Source organism: Nocardioides sp. YR527, from assembly GCF_900101045.1.
Lineage (GTDB): Bacteria > Actinomycetota > Actinomycetes > Propionibacteriales > Nocardioidaceae > Nocardioides.
Genome location: NZ_FNFN01000002.1, coordinates 160477 through 177306 on the forward strand (window position 1 = coordinate 160477; position 16830 = coordinate 177306).

14 protein-coding genes are annotated in these 16830 nt (G+C 71.2%); 4 read left to right on the forward strand and 10 right to left on the reverse strand.

Annotated features, from left to right (window positions below; all coding sequences use genetic code 11):
* The first annotated feature begins 148 nt into the window (after positions 1–148).
* Entirely contained in the window at positions 149–1144 is a 996-nt protein-coding gene (locus BLT25_RS05235) for an SMP-30/gluconolactonase/LRE family protein (RefSeq protein ID WP_091042867.1), read from the forward strand.
* A complete protein-coding gene (locus BLT25_RS05240; RefSeq protein ID WP_091042870.1) occupies positions 1141–2421 on the forward strand; it encodes an ankyrin repeat domain-containing protein in 1281 nt (426 codons plus the stop codon). Before BLT25_RS05235 ends, BLT25_RS05240 begins: the two co-directional genes overlap by 4 nt.
* An 8-nt stretch (positions 2422–2429) precedes the next feature.
* Here BLT25_RS05240 and BLT25_RS05245 read toward each other — a convergent pair whose 3' ends face one another.
* Positions 2430–3701 carry an SAM-dependent methyltransferase gene (locus BLT25_RS05245; protein WP_091042872.1) on the reverse strand — a complete coding sequence of 424 codons (1272 nt, stop codon included), beginning with the start codon at positions 3699–3701 and terminating at the stop codon, positions 2430–2432.
* Entirely contained in the window at positions 3698–5701 is a 2004-nt protein-coding gene (locus BLT25_RS05250; RefSeq protein ID WP_091042874.1) for an FAD-dependent oxidoreductase, read from the reverse strand. The genes BLT25_RS05245 and BLT25_RS05250 overlap by 4 nt, the downstream gene beginning before the upstream one ends.
* A 174-nt stretch (positions 5702–5875) precedes the next feature.
* Between BLT25_RS05250 and BLT25_RS05255 the strand changes: the two genes are divergently transcribed.
* Positions 5876–6394: a hypothetical protein gene (locus BLT25_RS05255; protein WP_091042876.1), complete on the forward strand. Its 519-nt coding sequence runs from the start codon at positions 5876–5878 to the stop codon at positions 6392–6394.
* Between the two features lie 12 nt (positions 6395–6406).
* Here BLT25_RS05255 and BLT25_RS05260 read toward each other — a convergent pair whose 3' ends face one another.
* From BLT25_RS05260 to BLT25_RS05295, 8 genes are all read right to left on the reverse strand, one after another.
* Positions 6407–7141, reverse strand: a complete 735-nt coding sequence (locus tag BLT25_RS05260; protein WP_091042879.1) for an SDR family oxidoreductase — start codon at positions 7139–7141, stop codon at positions 6407–6409.
* Positions 7141–7974: a bifunctional allantoicase/(S)-ureidoglycine aminohydrolase gene (locus BLT25_RS05265; protein WP_091042882.1), complete on the reverse strand. Its 834-nt coding sequence runs from the start codon at positions 7972–7974 to the stop codon at positions 7141–7143. Before BLT25_RS05265 ends, BLT25_RS05260 begins: the two co-directional genes overlap by 1 nt.
* Positions 7971–9329 (reverse strand): allantoinase AllB, encoded by a 1359-nt coding sequence (gene allB, locus BLT25_RS05270; protein ID WP_091042885.1) that lies wholly within the window; start codon positions 9327–9329, stop codon positions 7971–7973. Before allB ends, BLT25_RS05265 begins: the two co-directional genes overlap by 4 nt.
* A complete protein-coding gene (locus BLT25_RS05275; RefSeq protein WP_091042888.1) occupies positions 9326–10210 on the reverse strand; it encodes a fumarylacetoacetate hydrolase family protein in 885 nt (294 codons plus the stop codon). The genes allB and BLT25_RS05275 overlap by 4 nt, the downstream gene beginning before the upstream one ends.
* 234 nt (positions 10211–10444) lie before the next feature.
* Positions 10445–11575, reverse strand: a complete 1131-nt coding sequence (locus BLT25_RS05280; RefSeq protein WP_091042891.1) for a glycerate kinase — start codon at positions 11573–11575, stop codon at positions 10445–10447.
* A 9-nt stretch (positions 11576–11584) separates the two neighbouring features.
* A complete protein-coding gene (gcl, locus tag BLT25_RS05285; RefSeq protein ID WP_091042893.1) occupies positions 11585–13360 on the reverse strand; it encodes a glyoxylate carboligase in 1776 nt (591 codons plus the stop codon).
* Position 13361: 1 nt separating this feature from the next.
* Positions 13362–14255, reverse strand: coding sequence for a 2-hydroxy-3-oxopropionate reductase (locus BLT25_RS05290; RefSeq protein ID WP_091042897.1), 894 nt, complete (start codon positions 14253–14255; stop codon positions 13362–13364).
* A 23-nt stretch (positions 14256–14278) separates the two neighbouring features.
* Positions 14279–15100, reverse strand: coding sequence for a hydroxypyruvate isomerase family protein (locus BLT25_RS05295; protein WP_091042900.1), 822 nt, complete (start codon positions 15098–15100; stop codon positions 14279–14281).
* A 195-nt stretch (positions 15101–15295) separates the two neighbouring features.
* On the opposite strand from BLT25_RS05295, the gene BLT25_RS05300 reads away from it, so the two are divergent.
* Positions 15296–16828, forward strand: a complete 1533-nt coding sequence (locus tag BLT25_RS05300) for a PucR family transcriptional regulator (protein WP_091042901.1) — start codon at positions 15296–15298, stop codon at positions 16826–16828.
* The last annotated feature ends 2 nt before the right edge of the window (positions 16829–16830 follow it).

The window sequence follows — 16830 nt, forward strand, 5'->3', positions numbered from 1 at the left end:
GGCCGGTCGCGGTGTCCAGGCATCATCCGATCGGCTATCCGGAGTGTCGCCGGACGGCTATCCAGACGTCGCCGGTCACCCGATGTCCGGACCCCTCCTCGACGGCGATGGTTGATGCATCAGCTCGACCAACCGGAGGAGAACCACCATGCGTACGTCCCGAATCGCCGCCCTCGCCGGGCTCGCCGGCATCGCCGCCACGGCCACCCTGTCCGTCACCGCCCTCGGTATGGGTACCGCGGCCAACGCCGCCGAGGGTCACGGCCGGCCGGCGAGCTACCTGCTCGAGGGCGACCCGTCGGCCCAGGGCGGCTCGAAGTTCGAGGGCATCGGCGTGGACCCGGAGTCCGGGAGGTTCTACGTCAGCGAGGTCACCGGCGGCGAGATCCAGCGCGGCTCCGCCGACCGCGCCCAGGCCGAGGAGTGGCTGGCCGGTGACGGCACCGATGGCCGCTACACCGCCCGTGGCATCACCGTCGACGACGAGGGCCGCATCTACATCGCCGGTGGCCCGAACGGCACCGGCAACGACCGCCCCGACCTGTGGGTCTACAGCTCGTCGGGCGAGTTGCTGGCCGCTCTCCGCGTCCCCGACAACGACGCGTTCCTGAACGATGTGGCGATCGGGCCGGACGGGGCTGCGTACTTCACCAACTCCAACGACCCCACGATCATCCGCGTCGCCGAGGGTTCCTCCGGCTGGGAGGCGACCGAGTGGGCCGACGGCAGCTCGCTGATCACCCGTCAGGAGGGCTTCAACCTCGGCGGCATCGTGCTGAGCCAGGACCGCTCCGCCTTCGTGGTCGCCCAGGGCAACACCGGGCAGCTGTGGCGCTTCTCGATCGCGACCGGCGAGGTCAGCGAGATCGACACCGATGGCGCGAACCTGCGCAACGCCGACGGCCTGATCCGGCAGGGTCGCGACCTCGCGGTGATCCGCAACTTCGACAAGCAGATCGTGCACCTCGAGCTGAACCGGTCCGCGACCTCGGCCGAGCACGTCTCCTCGCGCGCCACCGACCCTGACCGCGTCCTCACCACCGGGAAGCTGCTGAACGGCCGGATGCTGCTGGTCGACAGCCACTTCGACGAGCAGACCGCGCAGGGGCCGTACGAGATCGTCACCGCCAGGATGCCGCGATGACCGTCTCTCCCCTGCGGTGGTCGCTGGCCGCCGCGGCGCTGACCGCACTTCTGGCAGGCTGCGCCGCGGCGCCGTCGGAGACCGGCGAACCGTCTCCATCGAGCTCTCCGTCCAACTCTTCGTCGAGCTCGGCGTCCGCCGCGACGAAGGAAGCGGACAGCGCCCCCGACCCCGAGGAGCAGAAGCGCATGAACGAGCAGCTGATCAAGGCCGCATGGGACAACGACGTGGCCCGCGCCCGCGAGCTGGTCGAGGCCGGCGCGGACGTGAACCACCAGGACGACACCCAGCAGAGCGCCTACCTCATCGCCGCGAGCGAGGGCTATGTCGACCTGCTCGACCTGACGCTTCGCAACGGCGCCGAGATCAACGCCAAGGACTCCTACGACGGGACCGCGCTGATCCGCGCCGCCGAGCGCGGCCACGCCGACGTCGTGGGGCGTCTGGTGCAGGCCGGGATCGACCTCGACCACGTCAACAACCTGGGCTGGACCGCCCTGCACGAGGCGATCGTCCTGGGTGACGACGGCCCGGACGCGGCCGACACCGTGCGGGTGCTGGTCGCGGCCGGCGTGGACATCTCGATCGAGGCGGGGCGGGACGGGAAGACCGCCCTACAGCACGCCGAGGAGCGGGGGTTCGACGCGATCGTCTCGACGCTTCGCGCCGCTTCTTCCGAGGTCGCCGATGGCGATGCTCAGCTCCTACGCGCCGCTTCAGGCGGTGACGCGGACTCGGCCGCGGCGGCCCTCCGGGGCGGCGCCGATCTGGAGGCCCGCGACGGCAACCGGCGTACGCCGCTGCTGCTCGCGGTCACCGACGACCACCTCTCCACGGCCCGTCTGCTCGTCCACCTGGGTGCCGACCCGGATGCCCTCGACGGCCAGCACGACACGCCCTGGCTGGTCACCGGTGTCACCGGGAGCGTCCCGATGGCCGAGCTGCTGCTCACCGCCGACCCGGACCTGACGGTGCGCAACCGCTACGGCGGTCTCTCCATCATCCCGGCCAGCGAGCGCGGCCACGCGGACTACGTCGAGCGCGTCGCGAAGACCGCGATCGACATCGACCACGTCAACGACCTCGGCTGGACCGCCCTCCTGGAGGCCGTGATCCTCGGCGAGGGCTCCGACCGCTGGCAGCGGGTCGTCCGCAGCCTGCTCGAGAACGGCGCCGACCCGAGCATCGCCGACCGCGACGGCGTGACCCCGCTCGAGCACGCCCGCAACCGCGGCTTCACCGAGATCGCACGGATCATCGAGCAGCACGGCGGCTGATCGTCGCCTCAGAGCTCGAGGCCCTGACCGGTTCCCCCGCCGGTCGGGGTCTCGTCCCGGGTGAACGTGAGCTGCTGGACATCGATGTAGCGAGCGGCGAACCCGGCCCTGGAGTACTCCAGGTAGAAGTGCCACATCCGCAGGAACGTCTCGTCGAACCCGAGCGCCCGGACCTCCTCGGCTTGCTCCCACAGCGCGTGGTCCCAGCGCCGCAGGGTCTCCGCGTAGTGGGCCCCGAACGAGAGCCGACTCCGCACCCGGAGCCGGGTGTGCGCCTCGGTGACGCCGGTGATCGCCTCGGTCGAGGGAAGCAGCCCGCCGGGGAAGATGTACTTGGTGATCCAGGTCTCGGTGTTCCGGGTCGCGAGCATCCGGTCGTGCGGCATGGTGATCGCCTGGATCACCGCGGTGCCGCCGGGGGCCAGGACCTCGTCGATCTTCGCGAAGTAGACCGGCCAGAACCGTTCGCCGACCGCCTCGATCATCTCGACCGAGACCACGGCGTCGTACGTCCCGTCCACGGCCCGGTAGTCGCGCAGCTCCACGTCCACCCGATGGTCCAGACCGGCAGCGCCGATCCGGCGCCGGGCCAGCTCGGCCTGTTCGACGGAGAGGGTCACCGAGGTGACCTGGGCGCCCCGGGCGGCGGCCCGCAGGGCGAGCTCGCCCCAGCCGGTCCCGATCTCCAGCAGACGGGTGCCCGCGCCGACTCCCGCCTCGTCGAGGATCCGGTCGATCTTGCGATGCTGGGCGAGCGCCAGGTCCTCCGTCGAGGGCAGGGAGGAGAACAGGCCCGCCGAGTAGGTCATCGTCGGGTCCAGGAAGAGCGCGAAGAAGTCGTTGGACAGGTCGTAGTGGTGGCCGATGTGCTCGCGCGCGTTCTCCGGCGTGTTCACGTCCTTCGCGCCGCGGCGCCGCTCGTAGACGCCGCGCAGCCGCTGGGCCCACCCGGGAATGAGACCGTCGATGTCCCGGCACAGCACGGTCAGGGTCTCCCCCAGCTCGGGGGCATCCCAGGCACCGGTCAGGTACGCCTCGCCGAAGCCGATCAGCCCGTGCCGGCTGAGCCTGGCGTAGAACTCCTCGGGCCGGTGCAGCACGATGTCGGCCGGGCTGCCGTCGTGGCTCACGCTGATCCCGAGCCGCTTCGTGGCGGCCCGGAACACGGCAGCCGCGGCAGCCGCGGCGCCCCTGGTCACCGGACCCGTGGGTGCGTCCTGCAGCATCGGCCAACGCTCACCCGCCAGGCTCTGGGCGGCGGCGGCTTCGATGGTCTTCATCGGACTCCTTCTTGGTGGTGCAACGGCCGTCTGTGGACCGGCAGGCGTCGTAGCCACAGTGCTACGCCGTGGATGCGGATCCAGACCGCGCCGAGAATCGCGGCGGGAGCGGATCGGAGCGTGTCCCCGAACCGCCCTTCGACCCGGGAGCCGCGGACGGAGGCGTCGAAGACGGACCCGTCCTCGGTGGTCAGCCGGACGGCGACGCGGAGTCGCCCGTCGGGTGGCGGCACGGTGAGGTCGTAGTGGCCGTCCACGCCGTGGAACGGCGAGACGTACATCGCCTTCGCGACCTGTGCCCGATGCCGATCGTCGGGATGGACGAGGTACGCGTGCCGGTCGCCGTAGGTGTTGTGCACCTCGACGACGGTGGCCAGCGGCTCCCCGGAGGCAGCCGTGCACCAGTAGACGCTGATCGGGTTGAAGCTGAACCCGAAGGCCCTCGGCTGAGCCGCCATCAGCACCCGTGCGTCGGCCAGGTCGATGTCGTGGAGCTTCAGGAACGCGGCGAGGTTCTCCCGGATCGAGAGCTCGGGGTCGCCCAAATGGTCGCGGGCCTCGAAGCGGCCGAGGGGCCCGTGATCGGGCAACCGGTCCAGATCGACCACCTGCCAGTGGGAGCGGTGCACGAACCGGTTCCGCAGCGGCCCCCGCCGGGTGTGGCTGATCGTGGTGCGATACACGCCGGTCGCGTCGTCGGGCCGCTCGGCGGGGGCCGTCCAGGACAGCCCCAGCCGCTCGGCCGCACGGGCACCGGAGCGGGCGCCGTCCTCGTGGAACCCCCAGCCGCGCCAGGCGCCGGCGAAGACCAGCGCGTCGGAGTCCAGCTCGTCGGCGCGCTGTTGAGCAGCGACCGATTCCGGGGTGTAGAGCGGGTGCTCGTACTCCATGGTGGCGATGACCTTCTCGGGATCGATCAGGTCCGCCCCACCGAGCGTGACCAGGTGACGTACGCCTCCGGGAGCCGGCAGCCGCATCAACCGCGTCAGGTCGTAGGTGACCGTGACCTGGCCGCGGCCCGGGCGCTCCAGGTAGTTCCACGAGGACCGGACGTGCTCGCTGTCCGGCAGCAGGCTGGTGTCGGTGTGCAGCTGAGCCTGGTTGGCGGAGTACGGGAACCCACCCAGGATCTCCCGCTGGGCCGCCGTGGGCTCGCCGAGCATCGCCAGCGACTGTCCCGGATGGGTCGCGAGCACTGCCGCGTCGAAGAGCTCGGTGCGCCCGTTGCCGTCGGTGATCTCGACACCCGCACCGGTCTCGACCACGTTCACCACCTTCGTCGAGGTCAACACCCGGCCGCCGCGGTCGCGGATCGTGGCGGCGACCCTCTCGACGTACGTCGCCGACCCGCCGGTGACCGTGCGCCAGCGCGGCGAGCCGAAGATCTGCAGCATCCCGTGGTGGCTGAGGAACTCGAAGAGGTAGCGAGCCGGGTAGCTCAGCGCCGTGGCCGGGTCGCAGGACCACACCGCGGCGACCAGCGGTGCCATGAAGTGACGGCGGAAGTGCGGGGTGAACCCGTGCTCGTCCAGGAACGCCTCGAGGGTGCGGTCGTCGGAATCATCGCCGGCGAGCAGCCTCCGGGCGGCCCGGTGGAACCGCGGGATCTCGGTGAGCATCCGCAGGTGCGCCGGTCGCCACGCGCGGCGGTCGGGCAGCACCCCGCGCAGCCCGCGCGCACCGGCGTACTCCACGCCGGCGCCCGGCGAACGCACCGACATCGACATCTCCGAGACCTGGGTCGGCACGTCGAGCTCGGCGAAGAGCCGGAGCAGCGTCGGATACGTACGCCGGTTGTGCACGATGAACCCGGTGTCGATCGCCAGCTCGCTCCCGTCCGGGGCCGTCACCTGGTGGGTGTCGGCATGGCCACCGAGCCTGTCGTCGGCCTCGAAGAGGGTCACCGCACCGTTCAAGGACGCGACGTACGCGGCAGTCAGACCGGCGACACCGCTGCCCACCACGGCGATCCGACGGCGTTCGTGGTCGGGGCTGCTCATCGTGCTCCTTGGGTCGGCGGGGGAAACGGCACAGCGGCGCCGTCACCCGGTCTTCGGCCACCGCGGCGATTCGGATTGGGTTTCAGCACGCGAATCTCATCCGGCCGCTTGACCTTGACGCAGCGTCATGGCTGAACAGTGGTGCCATCGACCACACACCGGAGGAGCACCACCATGAACGCAGTCATCGTCGCCGTCGAGCTCGCAGCCGCCGCGGCCTTCCTGAGCATCCCGATCGTGCGCCACCGATACGGCGCCCACGCCATGGCCGGCGCCGAGGCCGAGCTCGCCCGCCAGGGCGTACGCACCACCGCGCTGCGCGAGTACGGCATGCGGTTCGACGCCAGCGGGCACGAGTGGTGGGCACCTGGTGGCATCGCCGCGTTACTGGTGACGGCGGCGGGTCTCACTCTCGCCGGTTTCGACTGGATGCAGCCGGTGAACGTGGTGGTGCTGTCGTTGCTGTTCCTCGGCAACTGCGTCATCGTCTACAGCAACCTGACCGCGACCCGATCCGTGCAGGCCGCCTTCCGCCGCAAGAACGACCCCGAGCTGGCCGGCGTGGACGTCCCGGCCCTGCTGAAGGTCGCGGAAGCGGGATTCCCGGACTGGACCTGGACCCTCCAGAAGGTCCGCAACACCATCGTGTTCGCCGGCTCGGCACTCGGCCTGATCCTGCTGGCCGTCGCCTGAGGGCCAGCAGGTTCAGCCGCGCCCGGCGTACGGCATCCCGGTGGCCATGATCGTCATCGCGGGGACGCTGACGCCGGGCGGGAGCTGGGCCATCGCGACCACCGCGTCGGCGACGTGCTGCGGGTCGAAGGTCGGCTCGGGACGTACGGTGCCGTCGGCCTGACGGGCGCCGACGGCGATGCCGGCGGTCATCTCGGTGGCCGCGTTGCCGATGTCGATCTGGCCGACGGCGATGTCGTGGGCGCGGCCGTCGAGGGCGAGGGCGCGGGTGAGGCCGGTGATCGCGTGCTTGGAGGTGGTGTAGGCCGCGCTGCCCGGGCGCGGGACATGTGCGGAGATCGAGCCGTTGTTGATGATCCGCCCGCCGCGCGGGTCCTGCCGTTTCATCTGCGCGAACGCCTCGCGGGCGCACAGGAAGGAGCCGGTGACGTTGACGGCGAGCGTCGCGGCGAACTCCTCGGGCGGGATCTCGTCGGCCTCGCCGCTCGGTCCGAAGGTGCCGGCGTTGTTGACCAGCAGGTCCACCCGCCCCCACATCCCCACGACCGCGGCGAACGCAGCCTCCACCTCGGCGGCATCGGCAACGTCGGTCGGCAGCACGAGGGACCGCGCCATCACCGACGCGGTCTCCTCGAGCGATGCCTTCGTACGTCCCAGCAGCGCGACCTGGAAACCGGCACCGTCCAGCGCCTGCGCGATCACCCGCCCCAGCCCGGACCCGGCTCCGGTGACGACGGCGACCGGCATCACGTGAACTGCCGGCTGAGCTGAGCGTGGCGGTTGACGTCCTTGTAGAGCAGGTAGCGGAACCGGTCGGGTCCGCCGGCGTAGCAGGCCTGCGGACAGAACGCCCGCAGCCACATGAAGTCGCCCTCCTGCACCTCCACCCAGTCCTTGTTGAGCAGGTAGACGGCCTTGCCCTCCAGGACGTAGAGCCCGTGCTCCATCACGTGCGTCTCCGGGAACGGGATCGCGCCGCCCGGCTCGAAGCTGACGATGTTGACGTGCATGTCGTGGCGTACGTCATCGGGGTCGACGAACCGCTGGGTCTTCCAGGCGCCGTTGGTGCCGGGCATCTCGCCGCCGGGTACGTCGACCTCGTTGGTGACGAACGGTTCGGGGACCTCGATGCCCTCGACCGCCTGGTAGGCCTTGCGGATCCAGTGGAAGCGCGCGACCTGGTCGCTGGTGTTGTGCAGGGTCCAGGAGGAGCCGGGCGGGAGGAAGGCGTAGCCGCCGGGGGCTAGCTCGTGCTTCTCGCCCTCGAGGGTCAACGTCAGGGCGCCCTCGACCACGAACAGGACGCCCTCGGCACCCGGGTCGAGCTCGGGCTTGTCGCTGCCTCCGCCGGGCGAGACCTCGACGATGTACTGCGAGAAGGTCTCTGCGAACCCCGAGAGCGGCCGGGCGATCACCCACAGCCGGGTGCCCTCCCAGAAGGGGAGCTTGCTGGTGACGATGTCGCGCATGGTGCCACGCGGGAGCACGGCGTACGCCTCGGTGAACACGGCCCGGTCGGTGGTCAGCTCACGCTGCGACGGGTGGCCGCCGGTCGGGGCGTAGTAGCGGGGTTCGCTCATGGTCGGGCTCCTTCTTCGGTGACTCTGCTGAGCAGCCGGCCCTGGGGCGCGGCCTCGATGTCGATCTTCTCGCCACGCAGCCAGGTCTGGCGGACGACGCCTGCCAGGGTCCGGCCGTGGTAGGGCGTGACGGCGTTCTTGTGGTGGAGCTTCGCGGCATCGACGACGTAGGAGTCCTCGGGCGCGAGGACGGCGAAGTCGGCGTCGTGGCCGACCGCGATCTGCCCCTTGGTCCTCAACCCTGCGTGGCGGGCCGGCGCCTCGGACATCCAGCGGGCGACGTCGGCGAGGCTGAAGCCGCGGCCCCTGGCCTCGGTCCAGACCGCCGACAGGCCGAGCTGGAGCGAGGAGATGCCGCCCCAGGCGACCCCGAAGTCGCCGGTGTCGAGGGCTTTCAGGTCGGGGGTGGAGGGCGAGTGGTCGGTGACGACCATGTCGATGACCCCGTCGCGCAGGCCCTGCCAGAGCAGCTCGCGGTTGGCCGCCTCCCGGATCGGCGGGCAGCACTTGTACTGCGTCGCGCCGTCGGGGATCTCCTCCGCGGCGAAGGTCAGGTAGTGCGGGCAGGTCTCCGCGGTGATCGGGACGCCGTCACGACGGGCCGAGGCCAGCATCGCGAGCACGTCGGAGCTGGAGACGTGCAGGATGTGGACGCGGCAGCCGGTCCACCGGGCCAGCTCGATGACCTGGGCGATGGCCAGGTTCTCCGCACCCCGCGGCCGACTGTGCAGGAATCTGTCGTACGTCCCGCCCGCTGCCTCCGGCGCGTGCTCGATCGCGTGCGCGTCCTCGGCGTGGACGATCAGCAGCCCGTCGAAGGAGGCGATCTCGCGCATCGCGAGCTCGAGCTCGTTGGCGTCGAGGGGCGGGAACTCGTCGACGCCCGAGTGCAGGAGGAAGCACTTGAAACCGGAGACCCCCGCCTCGTGCAGGGGTCGCAGCTCGGCGACGTTGCCGGGGATGGCGCCGCCCCAGAAGCCGATGTCGACGAAGGCCTGGCTCGCCGCGGTCTTGCGCTTGAGGTCGAGGGCCGGGAGGTCGCAGGTCGGCGGGATGCTGTTGAGCGGCATGTCGACGATGGTGGTGACCCCGCCGGCAGCCGCGGCACGGGTCGCCGAGGCGAAGCCCTCCCATTCGGTCCGGCCGGGGTCGTTGACGTGTACGTGGGCATCGACGACCCCGGGCATCAGCACCTCGTCGTCGGCCAGCTCGACCACTCGGTCCGTGGTCAGGCCGGTTGCCGCAGGCTCCACCGCGACGATCTTCCCGTCGCGGACTCCGACGCTGCCTGCCGTCTCGCCCTCCGGGGTCACCATCCGCGCTGCCCGGATGACGACATCGAGATCTCGAGTCACACCCTCACCTCCGCCTCATCGACTGCCTCTTCGAGTGCCACCACCCGGGTCCGCTGGCGACCGAGACCGGTCACCTCGGCCTCCACCACGTGCCCCTCCCGCAGGAAGGGCCGGGGCTCGGGTCGCAACGCTGCGACCCCGCCAGGTGTCCCGGTCAGCACCAGGTCGCCGGGCTCGAGTGTCATCAGCGTACTGAGGTAGGCGAGGAGCTCGCCGACGCTTCGGGCCATCCGAGCAGTCACCCCGGACTGTCGCCGCTCGCCGTCGACCCACAGCTCCAGGCCGAGGGCCTGCGGGTCGCTCACGGCGTCGGGCGTGACCAGCCAGGGACCGATGGGAGTGAAGGTGTCGGCACACTTCCCCTTGGCCCAGGTCGGACCCGCGGCGATGCGCGCCCGCTCGCTGACATCGTCGGCGGTGAGGTAGCCGCCGACCGCGGCCAGGGCCTGTAGTGGATCCGGGCAGCGGGACAGCCTTCGCCCGATCACCACACCCAGCTCGACCTCGTAGTCGGTCATCGTCGAGCCCGGCGGAAGCTCGATCGCGTCGTACGGACCGACGATCGAGGTCGAGGGCTTGAGGAACACGACCGGCTCGTCCGGGATCGCGACCCCGGCCTCCTCCGCGTGGTCCTCGTAGTTGAGTCCGATCCCCACGACCTTGCCCGGCCTTGTCATCGGTGGTCCGATCCGGGTGCCGTCCGCGATGACCGGAAGGCGTCCCGACGCGAGCGCGTCCCGCACCAGGCGGAGGCGCTCCGGATCGCCGAGCAGGTCGCCGTCGATCGCCGGCACCACGGCCGACAGATCACGCAGTACGTCCCGGTCGTCGAGGGCCGCGGGGCGCTCCTGGCCCGGCGTGCCCACCCTCAGCAGTCTCATGCCGCCTCCTCGGATGCTGACCGAGGTACCTCGGTCTGGTTGCACTTCCCTCGTGGAGCTCCACCAGGGAGGTGAGGGCTCACCGAGTTACCTCGGCGAACATTCCGCCACGCGCTCATGCGTCCTCCTCGGATGCTGACCGAGGTACCTCGGTCTCGATGCGCTCCCCTCGCGGAACTCCACGAAGGAGGTGAGCGCTCACCGAGTTACCTCGGTGAACATTCCGCCACCCGCTCATGCGTCCCCCCAGATCAGATGGTCGGCGGCGATCCGCTCGGCGACCTGCTCGAGCAGGACCGCACCGTCGCTCAGGCAACGGGCCAGGTCAGGCTCGATGTCCACCAAGGCGTACGCAGCACCGATCCCGGCCGCCCGCAGCCGGTCGTGGTCGAGATGGTTGACCCCGCAGACCGCCACGACCGGGACACCGGTGCGTGCGGCCGCAGCCGCGACGCCTGCTGGGGCCTTTCCGTTGAGCGTCTGCTCGTCGAGCGCTCCTTCGCCGGTGACGACGAGGGCCGCACCGTCCAGGGCCGAGGCGAAGTCGACCAGCTCGAGGACGAGCTCGATGCCCGATCGCAGCTGCGCGCCCAGCAGGGCGAGCGCGGCGAAGCCGACACCGCCGGCCGCTCCGGTCCCGGGGTGATCACGGAGATCGGTCCCGGTGAACGACGCGACCAGAGACGCCCAGCGGCCGAGCGCGGCGTCCAGCCGTCGGACCTGGTCCGCATCGGCGCCCTTCTGCGGGCCGTAGACCGCGGCCGCACCCGTGGGACCGGTGAGCGGGTTGTCGACGTCGCACGCGACGGTGACCGAGACCCCTTCGAGGCGCCGCCGCAGCTCGTCGACCTCGATCCGGGCGACCTCCTCGAGCCCGGCTCCGCCCGGACCCACCGGGTCCCCGGCAACGGTGAACAGCCTGGCACCGAGCCCGCAGAGCAGGCCCGCTCCACCGTCGGTGCTGGCGCTGCCTCCGATCCCGAGCACGATCCGGCGACAGCCCGCATCGATCGCGGCCGCCATCGCCTGTCCGGTCCCGAGGCTGGAGGAGCGCAGCGGATCCGGCGCACCCGGCAGCCGCGCCAACCCGGACGCGTCGGCGAGCTCGACGACCGCGACGTCGTCCCGCCGGGCGTACGCGGTCTCGACGGGATCGCCCGTCGGACCGGCCACGCGGACCGGGACGAGGACGAACCCGGCGGACTCGGCCGCCGCCAGGATGCCGTCGCCGCCGTCGGCGACCGGGATCGCGTCGACGACCACGTCGGGACACCCCCGGCGGACCCCGGTGCTCACCGCCGCCGCGACCTCGGCAGCGGTGAGCGACCCCTTGAACTTGTCGGAGGCGACCAGCACGCGGACCACAGGCCGGCCTCAGTCCAGCGGGACGAGCGCGGTCGGGGCGTGCTCGCCGCGCTCGGCCAGCTCCTCGAACTCGACGACGCCGTCGATCTCGAGACCCATCGAGACGTTGGTGACGCGCTCGAGGATGACCTCGACCAGGACCGGCACGCGGTACTCCGCCATCAAAGCCTTGGCCTTCTCGAAGGCGGCGCCGAGATCGGCGGGGTCGGTCACCCGGATCGCCTTGCAGCCCAGGCCTTCGGCGACCTTGAGGTGGTCGACCCCGTAGCCGTCGACCTCGGGACTGTTGACGTTGTCGAAGGCGAGCTGCACGCAGTAGTCCATCTCGAACCCGCGCTGGGCCTGGCGGATCAGACCGAGGTAGGAGTTGTTCACGACCACGTGGATGTAGGGGATGTTGAACTGCGCACCGACCGCCAGCTCCTCGATCAGGAACTGGAAGTCGTAGTCGCCCGACAGCGCGACGACCTGGCCGTCGGGGACGGCGGTCGCGACCCCCAGCGCGGCCGGGAGGGTCCAGCCGAGCGGGCCGGCCTGGCCGGCGTTGATCCAGTGCCGGGGCTGGTAGACGTGCAGCAGCTGCGCGGCCTGGACCTGGGACAGGCCGATCGTGGTGACGTACCGGGTCGAGGGCCCGAAGGCGCGGTTCATCTCCTCGTAGACCCGCTGGGGCTTGATCGGGACGTTGTCGAAGTGGGTCTTGCGGTGCAGCGTCCGCTTGCGCTCGGCGCACTCCTCGGCCCAGGACGTACGGCTCGGGATCCGGCCTGCGCCCACCCACTCCCGGGCGACCTCGACGAGCATCTCCAGAGCGGCCCGGGCGTCGGAGACGATCGAGTAGTCCGGCGCGAAGACCCGGCCGATCTGGGTCGGCTCGATGTCGATGTGCACGAACGTACGTCCGGCCGTGTAGGTCTCGACCGAGCCGGTGTGGCGGTTGGCCCACCGGTTGCCGATGCCGAGGACGAAGTCGCTGGCCAGCATGGTCGCGTTGCCGTAGCGGTGCGAGGTCTGCAGCCCCACCATGCCCGCGTTGAGCGCGTGGTCGTCCGGGATCGTGCCCCAGCCCATCAGCGTGGGAACGACAGGAACCCCGGTGACCTCGGCGAGCTCGACCAGCAGGTCGGCGGCGTCTGCGTTGACCACACCACCGCCCGCAACGATCAGCGGGCGCTCGGCGGCCAGCATCATCGTCAACGCCTTCTCCGCCTGGGCACGGCTGGCCGCCGGCCTGGCGATCGGCAGGGGCTCGTACGTCTCGATGTCGAAGTCGATCTCGGCCTGCTGGACGTCGAGCGGCAGGTCGATCAGGACCGGGCCGGGACGCCCCTCGCGCATCAGCCGGAAGGCCTTCTGGAAGGTGCCCGGGACCTGGGCGGGCTCCATCACGGTGACCGCCATCTTGGTGAGCGGTCCGGCGATGGCGGCGATGTCGACCGCCTGGAAGTCCTCCTTGTGGAGCTTCGCGACCGGAGCCTGCCCCGTGATGCAGAGGATCGGGATCGAGTCGGCCGAGGCCGAGTAGAGACCGGTGACCATGTCGGTGCCGGCCGGGCCGGAGGTGCCGATGCAGACGCCGATGTTGCCGGCCTTCGCCCGGGTGTAGCCCTCGGCCATGTGCGAGGCCGCCTCGACGTGGCGGGCGAGCACGTGCTGGAGCCCGCCGTGCTTGCGCATCGCGCTGTAGAACGGGTTGATCGCGGCGCCCGGAAGGCCGAACAGCTGGGTCGCGCCCTCCTTCTCCAGGATCAGGACAGCGGCGTCGACCGCGCGCATGCGTGCCATCTCAGTTCTCTCCCTTGGTGACAGAGCCGCTCAGGCGCTCGACCCCGCGCAGCAGTGCGGAGTGGTCCAGGCCGCCGTCGCCGTTGGCCCGCGCGCTCGCCATCAGCTGGGCGACCAGCGAGCCGAGCGGGACCACGACACCGGCCTCGCGGGCGGCGGAGGTGACGATCCCCATGTCCTTGTGGTGCAGGTCGATCCGGAAGCCGGGCTGGAAGGAGCGGGTGAGCATGTTCTCCTTCTTCTGGTTGAGCACGCTCGACCCGGCGAGTCCGCCACCGAGCACCTCGAGCGCGGCCTTCGTGTCCACGCCGTACGCCTCGAGGAAGACGACCGCCTCGGAGAGCGCCTGGATGTTGGCGGCGACGATGAGCTGGTTGGCCGCCTTGACCGTCTGACCGGCACCGCTCGGGCCGACGTGGACGATGGTCTTGCCGACGGTGTCGAAGAGCGGCTTCGCGGTGGCGAAGTCGTCGGCTTCTCCACCGACCATGATCGAGAGGGCCGCGTTCTTGGCACCGGCCTCACCCCCGGAGACCGGAGCGTCGAGGATGCGGAAGCCACGCGCCGTCGCCTGCTCGGCCAATGCCGCGCTCACGTCGGGGCGGATGCTGGAGAAGTCGATGATCAGGGCGCCGGCCGGGGCGGCGTCGAAGACCCCGTCCTCGGCGGCGAGGACCTCCTCGACGTGAGGCGAGTCCGGGACCATGACGCAGACGACGTCGGCGTCGCGGCAGGCGTCGGTGGTGGATTCGGCTGCCCGGCCACCCGCCGCGGCCAGGGCCTGGGTGCGCTCGGGGCTGTGGTCGAAACCGGCGACGGTGTGACCGGCGGCGACGAGGTGGGCGGCCATCGGGCTGCCCATGATGCCGAGGCCGATGAAGGCGATGTTGGTCATGATGTTTCCCTCCTACGGGGTCGTCAGCGGGTTGGGGTAGCGGCGCTGCGGCGCTCTCGCGGCAGCCAGTCGAAGCTCTCGGCCGAGGTCTTGGTGGGCTTGTACTCCAGCCCGACCCAGCCGGCATACCCGGCCGCCTCGAGCGCGTCGAGCTGCCGCTCGAGCGGGAGCTCGCCGGTGCCGGGCTCGTTGCGGCCCGGGGCGTCGGCGATCTGGACGTGGGCGATGCGAGCGGCGTACGCAGCGATCGCCGCGTCGACGTCGTCGCCGTTCACGGCGAGGTGGTAGAGATCGGCGAGCAGGCCGATGTTGGCCTCGCCGGCGCGGTCGATCGCCGCGATCGCGTCGGCGGCGGTGCGCAGCGGATAGCGGTCGGCACCGCTGACCGGCTCGACCAGCACGGTGCCGCCGATGCGGGCTGCGGCACGGGCGGCCAGCGCGAGGTTCTCGGCGCCGAGCTCGTCCTGCGCCTCGGGGGCGACGCCGTCGACGCGGTTGCCGTAGAGGGCGTTGAACGCGGCGCAGCCGAGCCGCTCACCGATGCCGACCGTGGCGTCGATGTTGTCACGGAACTCCGCCGACCGGGCCGGCCACGAGACCAGGCCTCGGTCACCGGCCGGCATGTCGCCGGCGAAGAAGTTGAGACCGACGAGGTGCACCCCGGCGTCCTGAACGGCGGCGACGAAGGCGTCCGCGTCCTTGTCGGACGGCACCGCCTCGGCGAACGGCCACCAGAACTCCACCGCGTCGAAGCCGGCGGCCTTCACCGCCGCGGGGCGTTCGAGCAGCGGGAGCTCGGTGAACAGGATCGAGCAGTTCACCTCGTACCGGAGCTGGTGGGTCATCACACCATTCCTTCCGTATTGCGGAATTTGATTTCTGACATTCGAAATATAAGGATGTGAGCGGAGTCACGTCAACCCGCGTCTCGGACTCGGCCGCAAAGTGGTGAAGAAACGACAACGGCCTCCCGCGTACGGGCGCGGGCGTTGTACGTTCCTCCAAGACGCGGCTGACGGACTGCGGACCGTGGAGGCACCGTGCTACTGGCAGAGCTGTTGGAGACGCCCACCCTGGGCCTGCGACTCCTGCACGCCCCGGAGGGCTCGCTGGAGCGTCCGGTGGGGCGGACGATCACGATCGACCTGCTCGAGCCGGGCCGCTATCTGAACGGCGGGGAGCTCGTCCTCACCGGGCTGGTCTGGCGCCGCGGGCCCGAGGACAGCGAGACCTTCGTGTCCTCGATCGCGGAGGGCGGCGCGACCTGTCTGCTGGCCGGAGCGGCCCTGCTCGGCGCGGTTCCCGACGACCTCGTCCAGGCCTGCCAGCGCCATCAGGTCGCCCTGGTGGAGGTGCCCGGCGACGTGGCGTTCGCCGATGTGACCGAGTACGTCGCCGCCGCCGGCGCTGCCGGCGCGAGCGCCCGGATGTCGGCCAGCCTGGCCCGCCAGCGCCAGCTCCTCTCCGCCATCGCCTCGGGCCGCAGCCTCGACGAGCTGGCCGCCCGGGTGGCCTCCGAGATCGGCCATGCGTGCCGGGTGCTCACCGCCAGCGGTCGACATGTCGTACCCGGTCCCGGAGAGCTCGATCCGGAGACGGTCGACGCGCTGACCCGCCGCTTCCTGACCGCCGACTTGCTGCCCGCCGTGGCCGAGGTGGGCGACCGCAGCTACTCCCTGTTCCCCATCGGATCGGGCCTGGCCGACCGCCTCACCGGATGGACCGTGGCGGTCGAGGGCGACCACACCACCTGGCCGCGGGAGGACCTCGACATGGTCCATGAGTTCGGCGCCATCACCGCGCTGGACCGCTCCCGGCGCGACGAGGGATTCCGTGTCCGGCGCCCCCTCGCGGCGGCGACCCTCGCCCACCTGGAGGCCGGTGCCTCACCTGCCGAGATCGCGACCGGGCTGCGCCAGTCCGGGCTCGATCCCGAGCGGCCGCTCGTGCTCGCCGTGGCGGAGCTCGGGCCGGGTGGTCCGCCGGACGCGGTCGCCGCGGTGCTCGAGGACGTGGCTCTCGGCCTGGGGCCGTCGGTGGTCGCGAGCGCCCGCGACGGCTGCGCCGTCGCGTTCCTTCCGTCCCGTCCGGACCTCACCGACCAGCTGCGCCGCTCGCTCACCCGGTTGGCGCCGGCCCTGGTCCGCGGCTCGCTGTCGGTGGGGCTGAGCGGCGAGAGCGGCATCGACGCGCTGGCCGGTGCGCTCGAGGAGGCCCGGTTCGCGCACCGGGTCGCCCGCTCCGGCGGCGGCGCGGTGGCGCTGTCCAGCTCGGAGGAGGTCACCTCCCACGTACTCCTGCTCGCCACCGTCCCCGACGACATCCGCCGCACCTATGCGCAGCGCGTCCTCGGCCCCGTCCTCGAGCACGACCAGCGCACCGGCAGCGATCTGGTGCCGACGCTCGAGCGGTTCCTGACATACGCCGGATCCTGGACGCGTACTGCCGAGTCGCTCCATCTCCACGTCAACAGCGTGCGCTACCGGATCTCCCGGGTCGAGGAGCTGACCGGCCGCGACCTGACCACGATGGAGGACCGCGTCGACGTGTTTCTGGCCCTCAGGTCGCTCTGACC